The organism is Flavobacterium sp., from assembly GCF_046317795.1.
Classification (GTDB): Bacteria; Bacteroidota; Bacteroidia; order Flavobacteriales; family Flavobacteriaceae; genus Flavobacterium.
In genome coordinates, this window is the sequence record NZ_JBKCVI010000021.1 from 23437 (window position 1) to 40234 (window position 16798).

The window sequence follows — 16798 nt, forward strand, 5'->3', positions numbered from 1 at the left end:
ATCGAAGGATTCGACCTGAATTCATAATCTCTATCTAAAACAATTTAAAATGGCAAGATATACTGGTCCAAGTACAAGAATTGCTCGTAAATTTGGCGAAGCAATATTCGGAGAAGACAAATCCTTCGAAAAAAGAAATTATCCTCCTGGCCAACATGGTATGGCTAAGAAAAGAGGTAAAAAATCTGAATATGCTGTCCAATTGATGGAAAAGCAAAAAGCTAAATATTCTTATGGAATTTTAGAAAAACAATTCAGAAACCTGTTTGAAAAAGCAGCAGCTTCTAAAGGAGTAACTGGTGAAATCCTTTTACAATTATGTGAAGCTAGACTAGATAATGTAGTTTTCAGAATGGGAATTGCACCTTCAAGAAGAGCGGCAAGACAAATCGTTTCTCACCGTCACATTACTGTGAATGGAGAATTGGTTAACATTCCTTCTTATCACTTGAAACCAGGTGACAAAGTAGCTGTTCGTGAAAAATCTAAATCTGTTGAAGCTATCGAGCGTTCATTGGCCAATTCTTCTCATGTATATGAGTGGATCACTTGGAATAATGATACCAAAGAAGGAACTTTTGTTTCTGTTCCTCAAAGACTTCAAATTCCAGAAAACATTAAAGAACAATTAATCGTAGAGTTGTACAACAAATAATAATTGACATCAGTCTAAATTATGGCAATATTTAATTTTCAGAAGCCCGATAAAGTTATCATGATCGATTCAACCGATTTTGAAGGTAAGTTTGAATTCAGACCTTTAGAACCTGGTTACGGATTGACAGTGGGTAATGCACTTAGAAGAGTTTTACTTTCTGCGTTAGAAGGTTATGCAATAACATCCGTTCGTATAGAAGGTGTTGAGCATGAGTTTTCTACCATCTCAGGAGTTGTAGAAGATGTAACCGAAATTATTCTAAACCTTAAACAAGTACGTTTCAAACGTCAAATTGAGGATGTAGATAATGAAACAGTTTCAATTTCTATCTCAGGAAAAGACCAAATTACTGCAGGTGATTTTCAAAAATTCATCTCTGGATTTCAAGTATTGAACCCAGAACTTGTAATTTGTAACCTTGATAGCAAAGTAAATTTGAACATGGAATTAACCATCGAGAAAGGTCGTGGTTATGTTCCTGCCGAGGAGAACAAAAAACAGAATGCAGCTATAGGTACTATTTTTACAGATTCAATTTTTACACCAGTAAAAAATGTAAAATATGCTATTGAAAACTTCCGTGTGGAGCAAAAAACAGATTATGAAAAATTAGTTTTTGAAATCAAAACTGATGGTTCAATCAATCCAAAAGATGCTTTAACAGAAGCTGCAAAAGTTTTAATTCACCACTTTATGTTGTTCTCCGATGAGAGAATTACTTTAGAAGCTGATGAAATTGCTCAAACAGAATCTTACGACGAAGAATCATTACACATGAGACAATTGCTTAAAACTAAGCTTGTTGATATGGATTTATCTGTAAGAGCATTGAATTGTTTGAAAGCTGCAGAAGTAGATACACTGGGAGATTTAGTATCTTTCAATAAAAACGACTTGATGAAGTTCCGTAACTTCGGTAAAAAATCGCTAACAGAGTTAGATGAATTAGTTGCCAACAAGAATTTAACTTTCGGAATGGATTTAGGTAAATACAAATTAGATAAAGAATAAATTACTTCATATTTTGCTCTCCAAAGTGGATTGATGCAAGATGAAGGTAAAAAAAAACGTCATGAGACACGGAAAAAAAGTAAATCATTTAAGCAGACAGAGTGGACATAGAAAATCTATGTTGGCTAACATGGCTTGTTCATTAATTGAGCACAAACGTATTAATACTACTGTTGCTAAAGCAAAAGCGCTTAAACAATTTGTTGAGCCACTTATTACAAAATCAAAAGACGACACCACTCACAACCGTCGTATCGTATTTGCATACTTACGTAATAAATATGGTGTAACTGAACTTTTTAGAGAAGTTGCAGCAAAAGTAGGTGATCGTCCAGGTGGATATACTCGTATAATTAAAGTTGGAAATCGTTTGGGAGATAATGCTGATATGGCAATGATTGAACTTGTAGATTTTAACGAACTATACAAAGGTGGTAAAAAAGAAGAGAAAAAAGCTAAAAGCCGTCGTGGTGGAAAAGCTAAAAAATCTGAAGATACAACTCCAGTTACAGAAGTTAAACCAGTTGAAACTACTCAAGCAGCGGTTGTTGAAGAAGTTGTTGAGACTCCAATTGCAGAGGTTGCTGATTCGAGCGTTAGCGAACAGGCGGAGCAAATTCAAGATGTTGTTGAAGAAACTCCAGTTGCAGAAGTTATTGAAGAAATTCCAGTTGCAGAAGTTGTTGAAGAAACTCCAGTTGCAGAAGTTGATGAAAATCCAGCTCCTGAAACAGAAGCTCCAGCTGATGAGGAATCAAAAGAAGAACAAGCATAATGATTGCCACTTGATAAATATAAAGGATAAACGTTTTGTTTATCCTTTTTTTTTGCCATAAAAGGAATGTTTATAAACTTTAATAAATCGATTTAGAATTTAATTTGGAATACTCTAAATTTGTAACACAACAACTAAGATAATCGAATGAAATACACAACACGACCACAAGCTATTTTACTACTTGCCGACGGAACTATTTTTTATGGGAAATCTATTGGAATTTCTGGAAAAACTTTTGGAGAAGTTTGCTTTAATACTGGAATGACAGGTTATCAAGAAATATTTACGGATCCATCTTATTTCGGACAAATCATGGTAGCCACCAATCCACACATTGGAAACTATGGTGTAAACTCAGATGAAGTAGAGTCGGAAAAAATAATGATTTCGGGATTAGTATGTAAAAATTTTAGCTTTAATCATTCCCGTCCTGATTCCGAAAGTAATCTTTATGACTATTTTGAAAGCCAAAATTTGATTTGTATTTCAGATGTTGACACAAGAGCATTGGTAAGTTATATTAGAGATAATGGCGCTCAAAATGCTGTGATTTGCACAGACGGAACTTCAATTGAGGAATTAAAAACGCTATTGTTCAGCGTACCAAATATGGAAGGATTAGAATTGGCTTCTAAAGTGTCAACAACTGAACCTTATTTTTTTGGGAATGAAAATGCAACATTTAAAATTTCAGCTTTGGATTTAGGGATAAAAAGAAATATACTGAGAAACTTGGCAAAAAGAGATTGCTACATTAAAGTGTTTCCATACAATACAACATTTGAAGATTTAAAAGCATTTAATCCAGATGGTTATTTTTTATCTAATGGACCAGGTGATCCTGAACCTTTGGAACAAGTTATTGGAGTTGCACAAGAAATTATTGCTTCTGATACACCCGTTTTTGGAATATGTTTAGGACATCAAATTATTGGTTTAGCTAATGGAATTTCAACCTATAAAATGTTTAACGGTCATAGAGGAATTAATCATCCTGTCATGAATATCTTGACTGGAAAAGGAGAAATCACCTCTCAAAACCACGGATTTGCAGTGAATAGAGAAGAATTGGAAAAACATAACGATTTGGAAATCACACACTACCATCTCAATGATAACACAGTAGCTGGAATGAAAATGAAATCTAAAAATTGTTTCTCAGTGCAGTATCATCCAGAAGCAAGTCCAGGACCACATGACTCTTCTTATTTATTTGATGAGTTTATTTCCAATATTAAATGGAGTAAGCAATTGCAACAAGCTTAAAACTGTCCAAATTTCATTTATCGTAAAAAAACTAAAACGATTGCGTTAATAACATTCTAGCGAATTATCAAATTGATAAATAAAGTTGAAATATATTTGTTGTCATCCTAAGCGTTTCGAAGGACTATAAACTATAATCAAAAATCTAAATATCATAAAAATGAGTATTATTATTAAAGTTCACGCAAGACAAATCCTTGACTCTAGAGGAAATCCAACAATTGAAGTAGATGTAGTAACAGAAAACGGCGTTTTAGGTCGTGCAGCTGTTCCTTCTGGCGCTTCAACTGGAGAGCATGAAGCAGTTGAACTTCGTGATGGTGGAAAAAATTACATGGGTAAAGGAGTGTTGAAAGCAGTTCATAATGTAAATGCTACTATAGCACCCGAATTAGTTGGCGTTTCAGTTTTTGAACAAAATCATATCGATCAATTGATGATTGAATTGGATGCCACCCCAAATAAATCAAACCTTGGTGCTAACGCTATTTTGGGTGTTTCTTTGGCGGTTGCTAAAGCTGCTGCTAACGAACTTGGCTTGCCTTTATACCGTTATGTTGGAGGCGTTTCTGCTAATACGTTACCCGTTCCAATGATGAATATTATCAATGGCGGTTCACATTCTGATGCACCGATTGCATTTCAAGAATTTATGATTATGCCCGTAAAAGCAACCTCTTTTACTCATGCGATGCAAATGGGAACAGAAATTTTTCATAACCTTAAAAAAGTATTGCACGACAGAAATCTTTCTACAGCAGTAGGCGATGAAGGTGGTTTTGCACCAAACCTTGCTGGTGGAACCGAAGATGCCTTGGATACCATAAAAAAAGCAGTTGAAAATGCAGGCTATAAATTTGGTGACGAAGTTATGATTGCTTTAGACTGTGCTGCTTCGGAGTTTTATGTAGATGGAAAATACGACTATACCAAATTTGAAGGAGCTACAGGAAAAATTAGAACTTCTAAAGAGCAAGCAGAATATTTAGTATCCTTAGCTACTAATTACCCAATTATTTCTATTGAAGACGGAATGTATGAAGACGACTGGGAAGGTTGGAAGTATTTAACAGAATTAATAGGAGATAAAACTCAATTAGTAGGTGATGATTTATTTGTTACTAATGTGGAGCGTTTGTCACGTGGAATTAAGGAAGGCATTGCCAATTCAATATTGGTAAAAGTAAATCAAATAGGAACTTTAACCGAAACTATTGCGGCAGTAAACATGGCGCATAATGCAGGTTACACCTCAGTAATGTCGCACCGTTCTGGAGAAACTGAGGACAATACTATTGCTGATTTAGCCGTTGCCTTAAATTGTGGCCAAATCAAAACAGGTTCAGCTTCGCGTTCGGATAGAATGGCAAAATACAATCAGTTACTTAGAATTGAAGAGGAGTTAGGCGCTACCGCTTATTTTCCGGGCTTGAAAGCGTTTAAGCAAAAGTAATCTTTTGTATTTTTTTTATAACCCTGTCAGCGTTTTAAACGCTGACAGGGTTTAAATTTTAACCCTACACTGGCTCTCGTTTGTCCAAATCTCTGGTGCTCGTCTGCGACGAGTACCTACTTAAATTAAAACAAAAATCATAGCATTTGCAATGCGGTTAACTAAAACAGAAGTAATAATGAAACTTCCTTTTTGATATCATTGTTTTCTCAAAAATACTTTATTTGATAAAATGTTTTAAGACCCGCGTTGCAAACGCTTTATTTGTCTTGTAAAGGTAAGTAGGTGCTCGTCTGCGACAAGCACCAGAATGGGGATGTTTTAAAAGCACGCCAAAAATAGAAAAATGAAAAGAACAAATAATAAAATTACACTAATTACTTTTTCTTTTATCCTCCTTGGGTTAATAGTATTTTTTTTTTGTTTTAAAGATGAAAAAACACATACTTTAAAAAGATATTATCCAGATTCAAAAGAAACTTATGTACACGAATATATAATAAGAAATGGTGATACTATTTTTCAAGGAAAAGTTAATGTATTTAATGAAAAAGGAATTAAAGTAGCCGAAGGTAACTTAATAAATAATTTGCCTAGAGGTAAGTTTATTTATTACTATGACAGTGGTAAAATAGAATCTATAAAATATGTTATAGACAATAAAAGAAATGCTGAATATTTATGGAATTATCCAAATGGAGAAATTGAAAAATATGCATTTTTTAGTAAATATAAAGAACCTATCTTTTTAATTAGCTATGATGAAAAAGGACCAACAAAATATGAAGGATCAACTATAGAGAGTATTTATCATCGTAAACTTAATTCTAAAGAGCAACAAAATATTGAAGATAATCAAGATTTTAAAGTAGGTGACACTTTAATACATCAATATATCCTAGCCAACATTCCCAAAGCAAAACGTAGTTTTAAAATAGAAAGCATAGGAATTGACAACATAAAAGTTAAAAGAAAAATTACAGCATTACCTCCAACAACTATTCAAGTAAAAGAAGTTTTAACCACGAAAGGTAAAAATACGATTAGAGCTGTTGTAAAATATGAGTTTAAGGACAACATTATTCCAGCAATTAACGACACTCTTTCGTTTGATCTTGAAGTACATTAAAGAGAATAGTAAAAACCCCGACCGCTCGGATATGTTCAAAGGTCGATAGCGGAGTCTTTGGATAAAGGTACTAATGGTGGAAAGCCAACAAGTGTTGATAAAATTAATGGCGGTTTTGATGCGCTTGATGCTGCAACTAGTGCAACTAAAGAAGTAGTTGAACTAGTGAATAAAAAAGCAAATGAGAATGCGAAAGAAACAAAACAACCAGAGTACATTTATACAACTTATGATCCAAAAGACCCAAATAAAAATCATCAAGTATTAAAATCTGCACATGAAGCTCGACAAAAAAAGAAAAATGATGAATAATAATAAAAATAAAATCCTTTTATCTCTTTTACTTATTGCTATTCTAGGAGCACTAATTTTGATATTTTACTTTAGAGAAGAAAAAGTATATACTTCAAAGGAATATAACTCTACTGATCAATTAATAGGCATAAATGAATATGTTATCAGAAATAATGATACTATTCTACAAGGCAAATTTGAAAGATATAATGACAAGGGTATTCTAATTTCAAAAGGACAGTTTTTGAATGATGAAACTTATGGAAAATGTTCTTATTACAATGATAATGGAAAAATTGAGTCGATATATTTTCGCAAAAACAGCAAGATAAATTTAGAATGTCTTAAATTTAATGAAAATGGTTTAATTGAAAAATATATCATGTGTGATGATTTAGGCAAAACTGCCTTTGTAATTTATTTTGATGAAAATGGAGTAACTAAATATAATGGATATTTTCAAATAGAAACCTATCAATATAAATATGCTAACAAAGCAAAATTTAATATCACAGAAGACCAGTATTTAAAAGTAGGCGACACATTAAAATACAGTTATATAGTTGCTAATATACCCAATGCAAAGCGTAGTTTTACGATAGAAAATGTGTGTATTGATAATGCAAAAGTAAAGCGTATTACTAAAAAAGTTGAACCTTGCCAAATTGATGTAAAAGAGGTATTAACTAAAAAAGGTAAGAACACCATCAGAAGTATTGTTAAATATGAGTTTAACGACAAAGTAACACCAGTTTTTATTGATACACTTTCTTTTGATATAAATGTGAATTGATTTTTATATTAAAAACCCCCAACCGCTCGGATATGTTCAAAGGTCGATAGCGGATTTACTTCGTCAGTTCGCTTCGCTCGGGTGCAATCCGTGCCCACAAAGCGAAGATATGAAAACACAAAACCCAGCAATTGCTGGGTTTTATGTTATAATAAAATATTTTTTACAGGCGTTTTATAACCTTGCTTTTATCTTGTTTGTTGTGCAAAATGGCAATAATTAAAATTTGTTTTTTGTCTTCATTAATTGTAAAATGAATACCGTATGGAAAAAATTTAGGGTGAGCAATTCTAATATTTTCAAAAATTGGATAATAGATAAAAGGATTTTTTTGCAATTTATCAATAGTCTCTTTTATGCAATGGGCGAAACGTTCTTCTAAATCTGTATCAGGGTTTTGCTCATAATACCAAAGCTTGGCAATCTCAATATCGTCTTCAACTTCGTCAAAATACTCTAGTTCATAATCAAATTCAATCATCGATTCACTTTTTTATTAAGTGCATCAAATAATCCTTGAATTGGTTTTACACGTTCAGGATTCTTGGCAATAGCTTCTAATCTTGATGTTAAAAGTTCTTTTTGCCAATCAGGAATATCAGATGAAATTTCTTCAATATCGGGATACTGTTGTTTAATTAAACTCCATTCTTGTGGTGGAATGTAAACACCTGAATTATTGCCGTTGCTGTCGTGTAATACTTGAAGTTTCATTGTTTTGATTATTTAGATGTTTGTAAATTCTCTACAAAAAAGTTCTGAAATTTTTGTTTGGTAAGCATTGTGGCAAGCATTCTGTACAATAAATTTTTATTCTGCTCATCGTCGTTGCCTGCTTTATCTAACACAAATGTACTATTCTTATTGATATTTTCAAAAATTTAATACCTACGCAAAGTGTTTCTTTGAAAAGCTTCGCAAATGCCTCATGACTTTGCGGAATTTTTTTAATATATTTGAATAAACTTATGCCAATGAAAGAAGGATATGTAATTAGAGACCAAGCACTGCCTGATTTTTTAACATTGACCGTCGTTGAATTGGTTGACCTGTCTGCCGACAGGCAGGAATGGATAGCAAGAGTGCGCAAGCGATTAGCTCCTTACTTCTTAACCGCATCTTTATCAAAATGCACAAAAATATTGATGTAAATATTGCGGGCTAATCTAGCGGTTACAGGCATTAGGGCAATTAATGATGCAATAATGGCTATAAAAGATTGCAACAAACTCAACCCGATGATTACTTTTGAAATGATAAAAGCGGCTATCCCAATGCCAACGGTCAACCCATAACTGACATACATGGCACCATAAAAAAAGGAAGGTTCTATTTGATAATGCAGTCCGCAATGGCTACAATTTTCGTGCATTTTGTACACATTGGCAATATGATAGGGATTTTGGTCCTCGTACATACTTTCTTGATGGCATTTTGGACAACTTCCTGTTAAAATGCTATATAATATGGATCCTTTTTTTAACATTTGCAAAAATTTTAATTTCCTTCAGTTTAACCAATCAACTTTAAGTATGCAAAGGTAAATCGAAAGGAAGTTTTTATAACTAATATACTATTCTTTTTCTCTATGTTAAATATCCATAACTTATCAGTTTCGTTTGGCGGCACCTATCTTTTTGAAGAGGTAACTTTTCGATTGGGTTCGGGTGATAGAGTAGGACTGGTAGGAAAAAATGGTGCTGGAAAATCGACGATGCTCAAAATTTTGGCGGGGGATTTTAAACCTGACAGCGGACAAATTGCCACGGAGAAAGAGGTTAGAATGGGTTTTCTTCGTCAGGATATTGATTTTGAACAAGGAAGAACGGTGCTTGAAGAAGCTTATGAAGCTTTTGTGGACATTAAAATGGTTGAAAAAAAACTGGAAAAGATAAACCATCTTTTGGTTACCAGAACGGATTATGAAAGTGATGAATACGCTCAAATTATTGAAGATTTATCCGAGTACACGCATCGTTTTGAATTGCTTGGCGGCTATAATTATGTAGGCGATACCGAGAAAATTCTTTTAGGGTTAGGTTTTAAGAGAGAAGATTTTGAAAACCAAACCAATACTTTCTCGGGTGGATGGCGCATGCGTATTGAGTTGGCCAAATTATTATTGCAGTCCAATGATATTCTTTTGCTGGATGAGCCAACGAATCACTTGGATATTGAAAGTATCATTTGGCTGGAAGGTTTTTTGAGAAATTTTCCTGGTGTAGTGGTGATTGTGTCTCACGATAAAATGTTCTTGGATAATGTGACCAATAGAACTATAGAAATTTCTTTGGGGAAAGCATACGATTATAACAAACCGTATTCGCAATATTTGGTTTTGCGAGAAGAAATTCGGGAGAAGCAATTGGCTACACAAAAAAATCAAGCCAAGAAAATTGAAGAGACTGAGAAGTTGATTGAGAAGTTTAGAGCGAAAGCTTCCAAAGCATCGATGGCGCAATCGCTTATCAAAAAACTGGATAAAGTAGAACGTATCGAAGTGGATGAAGATGATACTTCGGTGATGAATATTTCGTTTCCAGTTTCAATGACACCCGGAAGAGTAGTTATAGAAGCCGATCATGTGACTAAATCCTATGGCGACAAAACGATTTTAAAAGATATTTCATTACTAGTGGAACGCGGCAGCAAGATTGCTTTTGTGGGACAAAATGGACAAGGAAAATCAACGCTTATCAAAGCCATTGTTAACGAGTTTAAATACCAAGGTTCCATAAAATTAGGACACAATGTGCAAGTAGGTTATTTTGCTCAAAACCAAGCGGAATATTTGGATGGCGAAATCACCTTGCTTGAAACGATGACAAATGCCGCTACAGATAGCAACCGTTCTAGAGTTCGGGATATGCTGGGTTCCTTTTTGTTTCGTGGCGATGATGTAGAAAAGAAAGTAAAAGTACTATCAGGTGGTGAGAGAAACCGATTGGCGTTGTGTAAATTGCTATTGCAACCCATCAACGTTTTGCTGATGGATGAGCCAACGAATCACTTGGATATTAAATCAAAAAATGTGTTGAAAGCGGCATTGCAAAAATATGAAGGCACATTGCTTTTGGTTTCCCACGACAGGGATTTTCTGCAAGGGATGTCCAACATTGTTTATGAATTCAAAGACCAAAAGATCAAAGAATACTTAGGCGATATCAACTTTTTCCTAGAACAACGCAATATGCAAAACATGCGCGAAGTAGAGAAAAAAGACACCGATAAATTGTCATCCCGAGCGCAGTCGAGGGAACAAAAGGAAACAACAAAAGTTTCCTACGAAGACCAAAAGAAAAGCAAGTCGTTGCAAAACCGTTTGAGTAAAATAGAAAGTCAAATCAAACAATTGGAAATTGACATTCAACATGACGATAAAGAATTGGCTTCCAATTATGACAAACACATTGAAAACGCCAATTTCTTCATGGCATACAACAAGAAGAAAAAGGAATTGGACAAATTACTTGAAGATTGGGAAGAGGTTCAAGGTGAAATAGATATGCTGTAAAAATTTATGAAAAATTTACATCTTTTTATTTCAGTTTTAATTGTAATTCCAGCAGCATTGGTTTATGGTTTTCAACCCAATCTACTTTTTGATGTAAACCTAGATACAATAGATGAAGCCAATATTCTCAAAGCCATCATGGGATTGTACTTAGCATTTGCTACCTTATGGATTGTTGGTATTTTGAATCCTAGTTTGTGGAAAGTTGCCACAGTTTCAAATATAATTTTTATGTTAGGTATAGCATTTGGGCGAATAATTTCTCTTTTTTGTGATGGTTTTCCTAGTGGTGTTTTTGTAATTGGAACTATAGGAGAGATGATTTTAGGTTTTTATGGTTGCTATATTTTACAGAGAGAAAAAGAAATGTAGCAGCATCAATATTGTATAAGACTTTATATTTCTTTAAACGGATGCCGTTGTTGCCAAACTAAAGTGGGTTCTAAATTAGGGAAAATTTTAGGCAACATTTTATTTATCCATGTATTGGTATGGTAAATAAAACCAGACATCACAACTGGTTTAGCGCCAATAGAACTCTTGATTTCTAATGCCGTTCTTCCGAAGATTATTTTTTTGAACTGATTTTCAATCCCAAATTTGGTCATGTTATAGAGCATATTCAAATAGAGCATCTTTTCTTTTTGAACGTGTTCATCATATCCCAAAAAATAGGTTTCCAGCACTGAACCGTTTAAAAGTAAGGTATGAAAACCAACTAGCTTTTCATTTAAGAAATAACCACACAACACAAATCGTTTACCACATTGTTTCTTAAAAGTAGAAAAGTGATGTTTGTCCAAAAAGAAGGTGTTGAAAGGGGCATTTTTGGCTACGTAATGATACAACTCATAAATTCTTTCTTCCTTGCAGATTATTTCTTCCAATGATAATTCTCTAGTTTCTATTCCCTCAATTTTTTTGTGTGCACGTTTGTATTGGTCGCGGTATTTTTTTGAAAATGATAAAACATAATCTTCATTGTTTTTCCAATGATTTTGTAATTCTAAAACCATATTGGGTTGCGTATTGAATTCGTAAATTGATTTAAATCCAAACTCATTAAACGCAAGAGCACATTCTTGATAAAAATCTTTAAAAGAAACAATATGTATGGTTATATTTTGTTTCTTGAAGTAATTCTTGATTTCAGTAGCACATTCAATAAGTAATTCACTGATGGTTTTATAATCAATTGCTTTTTTGAAAGCATAACAGTTTTGACCCGTAATCATGTTGTTACCAAGAAACAAAACATGGGAAGCAAAATTTTTAAAAATAAAATTTCTAATAAAAGTTTTAATGCATTTATCCCTTTCACCGAATGATTCTAATTTATTCAAATCAAGGTATTGCGCCAATGCTACTCCGATAAGTTCTGATTTTTTAAAAATACCAATATAAAAGCATTGCATATTAGTAGGTGCAGCATTTTCTAAAACTTTCAAATAGGGTGTTTGTAAAAAAGCATTTTCATGCGCCACTTCATCCCAAGTATTGGGAAGCTGCGTAATAGAAGAGAATATTTTATAGGTAACTGTTTCCAAAAGGATGAAAAAAATCGCCTTACAAATGTAGAGCGATTGTTCTAAAAGAAAATGTTAAATTATTTCCATCCGCAAATGATAGCACCCATAATAGTTAATGAAACTATCCAGTATCCAGCATTTATTAAAATGTATTTCCACGATTTTTGTTCAAATAGTCCATTGATTGCTGTCATAGGAAGGGCAATGAATAACCCGGCAAAAAAACCATGTAAAGCACCATGTTTGAAAGACCTGTAAACGTTTCCATGCGTCTTCATTAATTCGATATAGACAGGATTCTTAGGATTTCCGTCAAACAAACCCATTGCGCCCATTTGATGGTTTACAATGGTTGGCAAGATAAATGCAAGCATAAAAGAATAGACAATTGTCAATCCGAATACTTTTAGCATATTGAATTGTTTGGCTTTTTCTTCTGTAATGCCACACTCCTTCATCCAGATAGTTCCAAATACTTTTGGGCTATACCAAAAGAATCCAATAATTAAAGTTACAAATGTAGCAGCTATAACTGCGTAGAAATTAAATGGCATTTTCTCCATATTGTATATGTTTTTATTGGTTAGAGCACCAAATGTAACTATTTATTTTTAATTATAATTTTTGCTTTAAGTTAATGATGCAATGTTTTATTGTAAGATATATTTTAAATAAAATTATATAAAAATGCATTTCATCGATTATTTTTGTTTTTAAACGATTTGCTATATAGATTTACTTCGTCATAAACCCTAAAACTAAATGAAATGAAAATTATTTTTACCTATGTCGCGTTACTTTTTATTTCTGCCTCCGTTTTTGCAGAAATATCATCTACAGAAAAAAATGCTTTAGTAAAATTAAACAAAGCAACTAAAGGTTCGCAATGGACCAATAAATGGGATTTGAAATCTCCAGTTAGTGGATGGTATGGAGTTGAAATTAAAAATGATAAAGTGGTTTCCATCAATTTGATGAACAATAATCTGGTTGGTGTATTGCCAAATGAAATGGGCGATTTAACTTCGTTGGAAACGCTTAATTTATTTAGAAACGATATTTCAGGAGTTTTGCCTGCAAGTATAGGAAATCTAAAAAAGTTAACAAATCTTAATATAGCATTCAATAAAATATCTGGACACTTACCTGAAACTATTGGGAATGCCTCACAATTGAAATCAATTGAACTGCACATGAACCGATTGACAGGTGTATTACCAGTAAATTTAGGCAATTTGTCAAACTTGGAAACACTTTCATTATTCAATAATGAAATTGAAGGAGAAATTCCCGCTTCTTATTATCAATTGAAATCTTTGAAAGTCTTGTTACTAAACAGTAATAAACTGTCAGGAAAATTAGAAAAAGAAGTAGCTAATCTTACCTCACTTGAAACGTTAAGTTTGTTTGAAAATAGAATGGATGGTCAAGTTCCTATTGATTTAGAAAAGTTAGGGAACTTGAAAGAAATGAATATTTCCTATAATATGTTTAATGGGTTAGTTTCAAGAAATTTGGCAAAACTTGACACGCTAAACATGACAATGGTAAACGAGCAAGGTGTCGCTACTACTTTAAAAGTTAGTATTGATAAAAACTCAGCTTATGCTGCAGATGAATAAATTTTTTAAATTTGAGTTAGTAAATATTTTTGTAATGTGAGACTGTCTGAAAAGTAATTTTCAGGCAGTTTTTTTTGATTAATAAGGCATACTTAAATTCTAGATAAGAATGAAAAAACCCGTTTTTGAAATTTTTAAAACGGGTTTTAGCTGCTATAAGTTTTCTAGATTTAAAATCGGTAACGAACAGAAAAAGCAACTTCTCCCCCAAAATTATCTTTTCTGTAGGCATCTGAATCTAAATAAAGTTCAGGTCGAAAATCTAAAGATATTTGTATGGGAATGTCAAAATTATATTCTATACCAATATCACCAGCTACTAAAAGTATCATTCCGCTGTCACTAAAACCATTTTTGTCATAATTCCAGCTTCCTATTCCAGCGCCAGGGCCAGCATACCAGTTGAATCCATTGTCAATTTTCCAAACCCATTGATACAACCCTACAATTTTAAAATTATCCACATCATCCTTGTCAGATCTCCATCCCAGGTCTATTTCTAACCTATTGTTTTTGGATAATCCACGTTGATATGAAATTTCTGTCCCAAAGCCATTGTTGCTCCCTAATCGTAAACCTAAAGCATTTTTAGAAAGATCTTGAGCTTTTGAATTAAATGTTAAACCTAATACCAGAAATGGTATTAAGAGCCACTTTTTCATTTTATATTATTTTATAATTTTAACTAAGTTATTTTGAAAGCCCTTACTTTAAGTAATTTTATTTAGAGAGTATTATGTACTATGAAGTAAGTGATAACTTTTTGCAATAATTTTATTTTTTTGAAACTACTTTCACACATCGAAAACCAAGATGATTAGTTCCAGTTAGCACATCACCTTTACCTCGCGTTCCCATAATATAACGAGAACAATATTGGTCTGAACATAAAAAGGAACCCCCTTTGTGAACTTTTTTTGGTACTCTAGGTTCAGCAGGATCATAACTTTCTGTTGGTCCTTGTGGATTTTTAGTAACCTCATTTTGAGATAAAGTATTGAAATAATCATTTTTGTACCAATCGGAACACCATTCCCAAACATTTCCTGTCATATCATATAAACCATAACCATTTTTTGGATATTGTTTTATCGGAGCAATACCTTTATGCCCATCTAAACCAGCATCATTGGATGGAAATGTTCCTTGAAATGTATTGGCCATGTATTTTTCATTAGGTGTAAATTCATCACCCCAAGCAAATTTTTTAGCACTCAAACCACCTCTTGCTGCAAATTCCCATTCGGCTTCTGTAGGCAATCGTTTGCCAGCCCAAGTGGCATAAGCAACAGCATCATCCCAAGCAATATGTATAACTGGATAATTATCTTTCCCTTTAATAGTGCTTTCTGGTCCAGAAGGATGTCGCCAATTGGCACCTTTTATATAATCCCACCATTGGTAAAAATTATTCAAACTCTGTACTTGTTTTGGTGGACTGAAAACTACGGAACCTGCCACTAACATATCGGGTAAAGCATTTGGAAATTCTTCTCTTGTAGGAGTTATTTCTGCAATGGTTTTGTAACCAGTGGCTTTTACAAAAGCTTCAAACTCGGCATTGGTTACTTCATGTTCATCCATCCAAAAACCATCAACATATACTTGGTGAACTTTACAATCCGAAGTTAAACCACCAATTTGGCACATAGACTCACATTTTTCATCGGTGCCCATATAAAAAGTACCACCGGGAATCCAAACCATTCCTTTTTCTTTTTTAGAAGGCGCTTCATCATTATTAGCGATAGTTTGTTGAAACACTGTATTTGTATTAATGTTACTAACAAGGGCAACCTCTTTGTCAGTAGAATCAATATTTTTTTTACACGAAAATTGTGTAAATTGTACTATCAGTACTATGAAAAAGCATTTAAAATTTATTCTCATTATCTATGATTTTTGTAATTGGAATGTTTTTAGAGTTGCTCAAAGTTAAGATTTATTTTAATAAAAAAAGAGGTCTTTTTTTCTGACCTCTTTTGTTTTAGTAAAAATTCTATACTATTATTCAGCAGCAACTAATTTCGAAGTGCTTCTATAAATATATTCATTGTAAATATGTCTTCTAGCAAAACGACTTGGTGATTCTGCATTCACCATTTTAATATAAATAGGTCTTAAAACACCAAAGTATTCAAAGGCACTTCCATCCAAGAAAGTAATATAAAGTACCCCTTTTTCATAATAAAAATCAGCAATGTTGGTACTGGAAGTAATTCGTGAATACTCGTCTTTGTCTTTTTCCAAAGTTTCGGGAGCAATACTCACTAGGAAATGATACGCAGCAATAATCTCAGTACTTTTCTCTTCGGCGGCCAAACGTTCTGCATCATCTTGAATAGTATCTGGATGTATATCCTTCATGCAATTTCTATAAATTGTTTTTAGCTCTTTCAAAGTAGCTGTCTTAGTAACACCAAGTAAAGCCCTGTATTCGATAATTTTTTTTGTATTCATAGTTTTAAAATAAAAACCCATCAATTGAGATTGATGGGTTGATGCTAGTAGCGGGAACAGTACGAGCCACCGTGTACTGTAATTTAACAATTTCACCGTAAACTGTTAAATGCTATACTGTTGATTAATGTTTTACGTTTTTCATTTAACAAGTCAAATTCAACTTCATGATGATTTGTTAATGTTTTTTTGCTACAATTTTGCTACAGTTAAACTAATTTTGCCACTTTAAAATTAGAATATGTACTGTAAGGCAAAAGTTAATAACGGTTCCGTAGTAATATACTACGG

General features: G+C 33.1%; 18 protein-coding genes and 1 pseudogene. 11 read left to right on the forward strand and 8 right to left on the reverse strand.

Annotation, left to right across the window (positions count from 1 at the left end; translation table 11 throughout):
- Positions 1 to 49 precede the first annotated feature (49 nt).
- The 8 genes and pseudogenes from rpsD to ACK5ON_RS01435 all read left to right on the forward strand — a co-directional run bounded on the left by rpsD (position 50) and on the right by ACK5ON_RS01435 (position 7382).
- On the forward strand, positions 50 to 655 hold the full coding sequence (rpsD, locus tag ACK5ON_RS01400) for a 30S ribosomal protein S4 (RefSeq protein WP_121312870.1): 606 nt from the start codon (positions 50 to 52) through the stop codon (positions 653 to 655).
- A 21-nt stretch (positions 656 to 676) separates the two neighbouring features.
- Positions 677 to 1669, forward strand: a complete 993-nt coding sequence (locus tag ACK5ON_RS01405; RefSeq protein WP_121312871.1) for a DNA-directed RNA polymerase subunit alpha — start codon at positions 677 to 679, stop codon at positions 1667 to 1669.
- 61 nt (positions 1670 to 1730) lie between these two features.
- A pseudogene (rplQ, locus tag ACK5ON_RS01410) lies at positions 1731 to 2213 on the forward strand (50S ribosomal protein L17); the annotation flags it as partial.
- A gap of 378 nt (positions 2214 to 2591) precedes the next feature.
- A complete protein-coding gene (gene carA / locus ACK5ON_RS01415; RefSeq protein WP_409819163.1) occupies positions 2592 to 3713 on the forward strand; it encodes a glutamine-hydrolyzing carbamoyl-phosphate synthase small subunit in 1122 nt (373 codons plus the stop codon).
- Positions 3714 to 3873: 160 nt separating this feature from the next.
- A complete protein-coding gene (gene eno / locus ACK5ON_RS01420; RefSeq protein ID WP_409819165.1) occupies positions 3874 to 5166 on the forward strand; it encodes a phosphopyruvate hydratase in 1293 nt (430 codons plus the stop codon).
- Between the two features lie 346 nt (positions 5167 to 5512).
- The gene (locus tag ACK5ON_RS01425; protein WP_409819168.1) at positions 5513 to 6295 is read left to right on the forward strand and encodes a hypothetical protein; all 783 of its coding nucleotides are present in this window, start codon (positions 5513 to 5515) and stop codon (positions 6293 to 6295) included.
- A 57-nt stretch (positions 6296 to 6352) separates the two neighbouring features.
- A complete protein-coding gene (locus ACK5ON_RS01430) occupies positions 6353 to 6607 on the forward strand; it encodes a hypothetical protein (protein WP_409819170.1) in 255 nt (84 codons plus the stop codon).
- Positions 6597 to 7382 (forward strand): hypothetical protein, encoded by a 786-nt coding sequence (locus ACK5ON_RS01435; protein WP_409819172.1) that lies wholly within the window; start codon positions 6597 to 6599, stop codon positions 7380 to 7382. Before ACK5ON_RS01430 ends, ACK5ON_RS01435 begins: the two co-directional genes overlap by 11 nt.
- Before the next feature lie 163 nt (positions 7383 to 7545).
- Here the strand turns inward: ACK5ON_RS01435 and ACK5ON_RS01440 are convergent, their stop codons facing one another.
- From ACK5ON_RS01440 to ACK5ON_RS01450, 3 genes are all read right to left on the reverse strand, one after another.
- Positions 7546 to 7863, reverse strand: a complete 318-nt coding sequence (locus ACK5ON_RS01440; RefSeq protein ID WP_409819174.1) for a type II toxin-antitoxin system RelE/ParE family toxin — start codon at positions 7861 to 7863, stop codon at positions 7546 to 7548.
- Positions 7860 to 8096, reverse strand: coding sequence for a hypothetical protein (locus ACK5ON_RS01445; protein WP_409819178.1), 237 nt, complete (start codon positions 8094 to 8096; stop codon positions 7860 to 7862). The genes ACK5ON_RS01440 and ACK5ON_RS01445 overlap by 4 nt, the downstream gene beginning before the upstream one ends.
- 388 nt (positions 8097 to 8484) lie before the next feature.
- Positions 8485 to 8868 (reverse strand): DUF983 domain-containing protein, encoded by a 384-nt coding sequence (locus ACK5ON_RS01450; RefSeq protein ID WP_409819180.1) that lies wholly within the window; start codon positions 8866 to 8868, stop codon positions 8485 to 8487.
- A 102-nt stretch (positions 8869 to 8970) separates the two neighbouring features.
- Between ACK5ON_RS01450 and ACK5ON_RS01455 the strand changes: the two genes are divergently transcribed.
- Both ACK5ON_RS01455 and ACK5ON_RS01460 read left to right on the forward strand, forming a co-directional pair.
- The gene (locus ACK5ON_RS01455) at positions 8971 to 10896 is read left to right on the forward strand and encodes an ABC-F family ATP-binding cassette domain-containing protein (protein ID WP_409819181.1); all 1926 of its coding nucleotides are present in this window, start codon (positions 8971 to 8973) and stop codon (positions 10894 to 10896) included.
- A gap of 6 nt (positions 10897 to 10902) precedes the next feature.
- Complete coding sequence (locus ACK5ON_RS01460; RefSeq protein ID WP_409819183.1) at positions 10903 to 11268, forward strand: DUF4345 domain-containing protein; 366 nt, start codon at positions 10903 to 10905, stop codon at positions 11266 to 11268.
- Positions 11269 to 11291: 23 nt separating this feature from the next.
- Here the strand turns inward: ACK5ON_RS01460 and ACK5ON_RS01465 are convergent, their stop codons facing one another.
- Positions 11292 to 12443 (reverse strand): 8-amino-7-oxononanoate synthase, encoded by a 1152-nt coding sequence (locus tag ACK5ON_RS01465; RefSeq protein WP_409819185.1) that lies wholly within the window; start codon positions 12441 to 12443, stop codon positions 11292 to 11294.
- 59 nt (positions 12444 to 12502) lie between these two features.
- On the reverse strand, positions 12503 to 12979 hold the full coding sequence (locus ACK5ON_RS01470; protein WP_409819186.1) for a DUF1761 domain-containing protein: 477 nt from the start codon (positions 12977 to 12979) through the stop codon (positions 12503 to 12505).
- 213 nt (positions 12980 to 13192) lie between these two features.
- On the opposite strand from ACK5ON_RS01470, the gene ACK5ON_RS01475 reads away from it, so the two are divergent.
- The gene (locus ACK5ON_RS01475; protein WP_396174249.1) at positions 13193 to 14047 is read left to right on the forward strand and encodes a Two component regulator three Y domain protein; all 855 of its coding nucleotides are present in this window, start codon (positions 13193 to 13195) and stop codon (positions 14045 to 14047) included.
- 170 nt (positions 14048 to 14217) lie between these two features.
- On the opposite strand, the gene ACK5ON_RS01480 is transcribed toward ACK5ON_RS01475, so the two are convergent.
- The 3 genes from ACK5ON_RS01480 to ACK5ON_RS01490 form a co-directional block, all read right to left on the reverse strand.
- Complete coding sequence (locus ACK5ON_RS01480; protein WP_409819189.1) at positions 14218 to 14709, reverse strand: hypothetical protein; 492 nt, start codon at positions 14707 to 14709, stop codon at positions 14218 to 14220.
- A 112-nt stretch (positions 14710 to 14821) separates the two neighbouring features.
- Complete coding sequence (locus ACK5ON_RS01485) at positions 14822 to 15937, reverse strand: formylglycine-generating enzyme family protein (RefSeq protein WP_409819191.1); 1116 nt, start codon at positions 15935 to 15937, stop codon at positions 14822 to 14824.
- Positions 15938 to 16054: 117 nt separating this feature from the next.
- Complete coding sequence (locus tag ACK5ON_RS01490) at positions 16055 to 16507, reverse strand: KTSC domain-containing protein (protein ID WP_396174826.1); 453 nt, start codon at positions 16505 to 16507, stop codon at positions 16055 to 16057.
- Between the last annotated feature and the right edge of the window lie 291 nt (positions 16508 to 16798).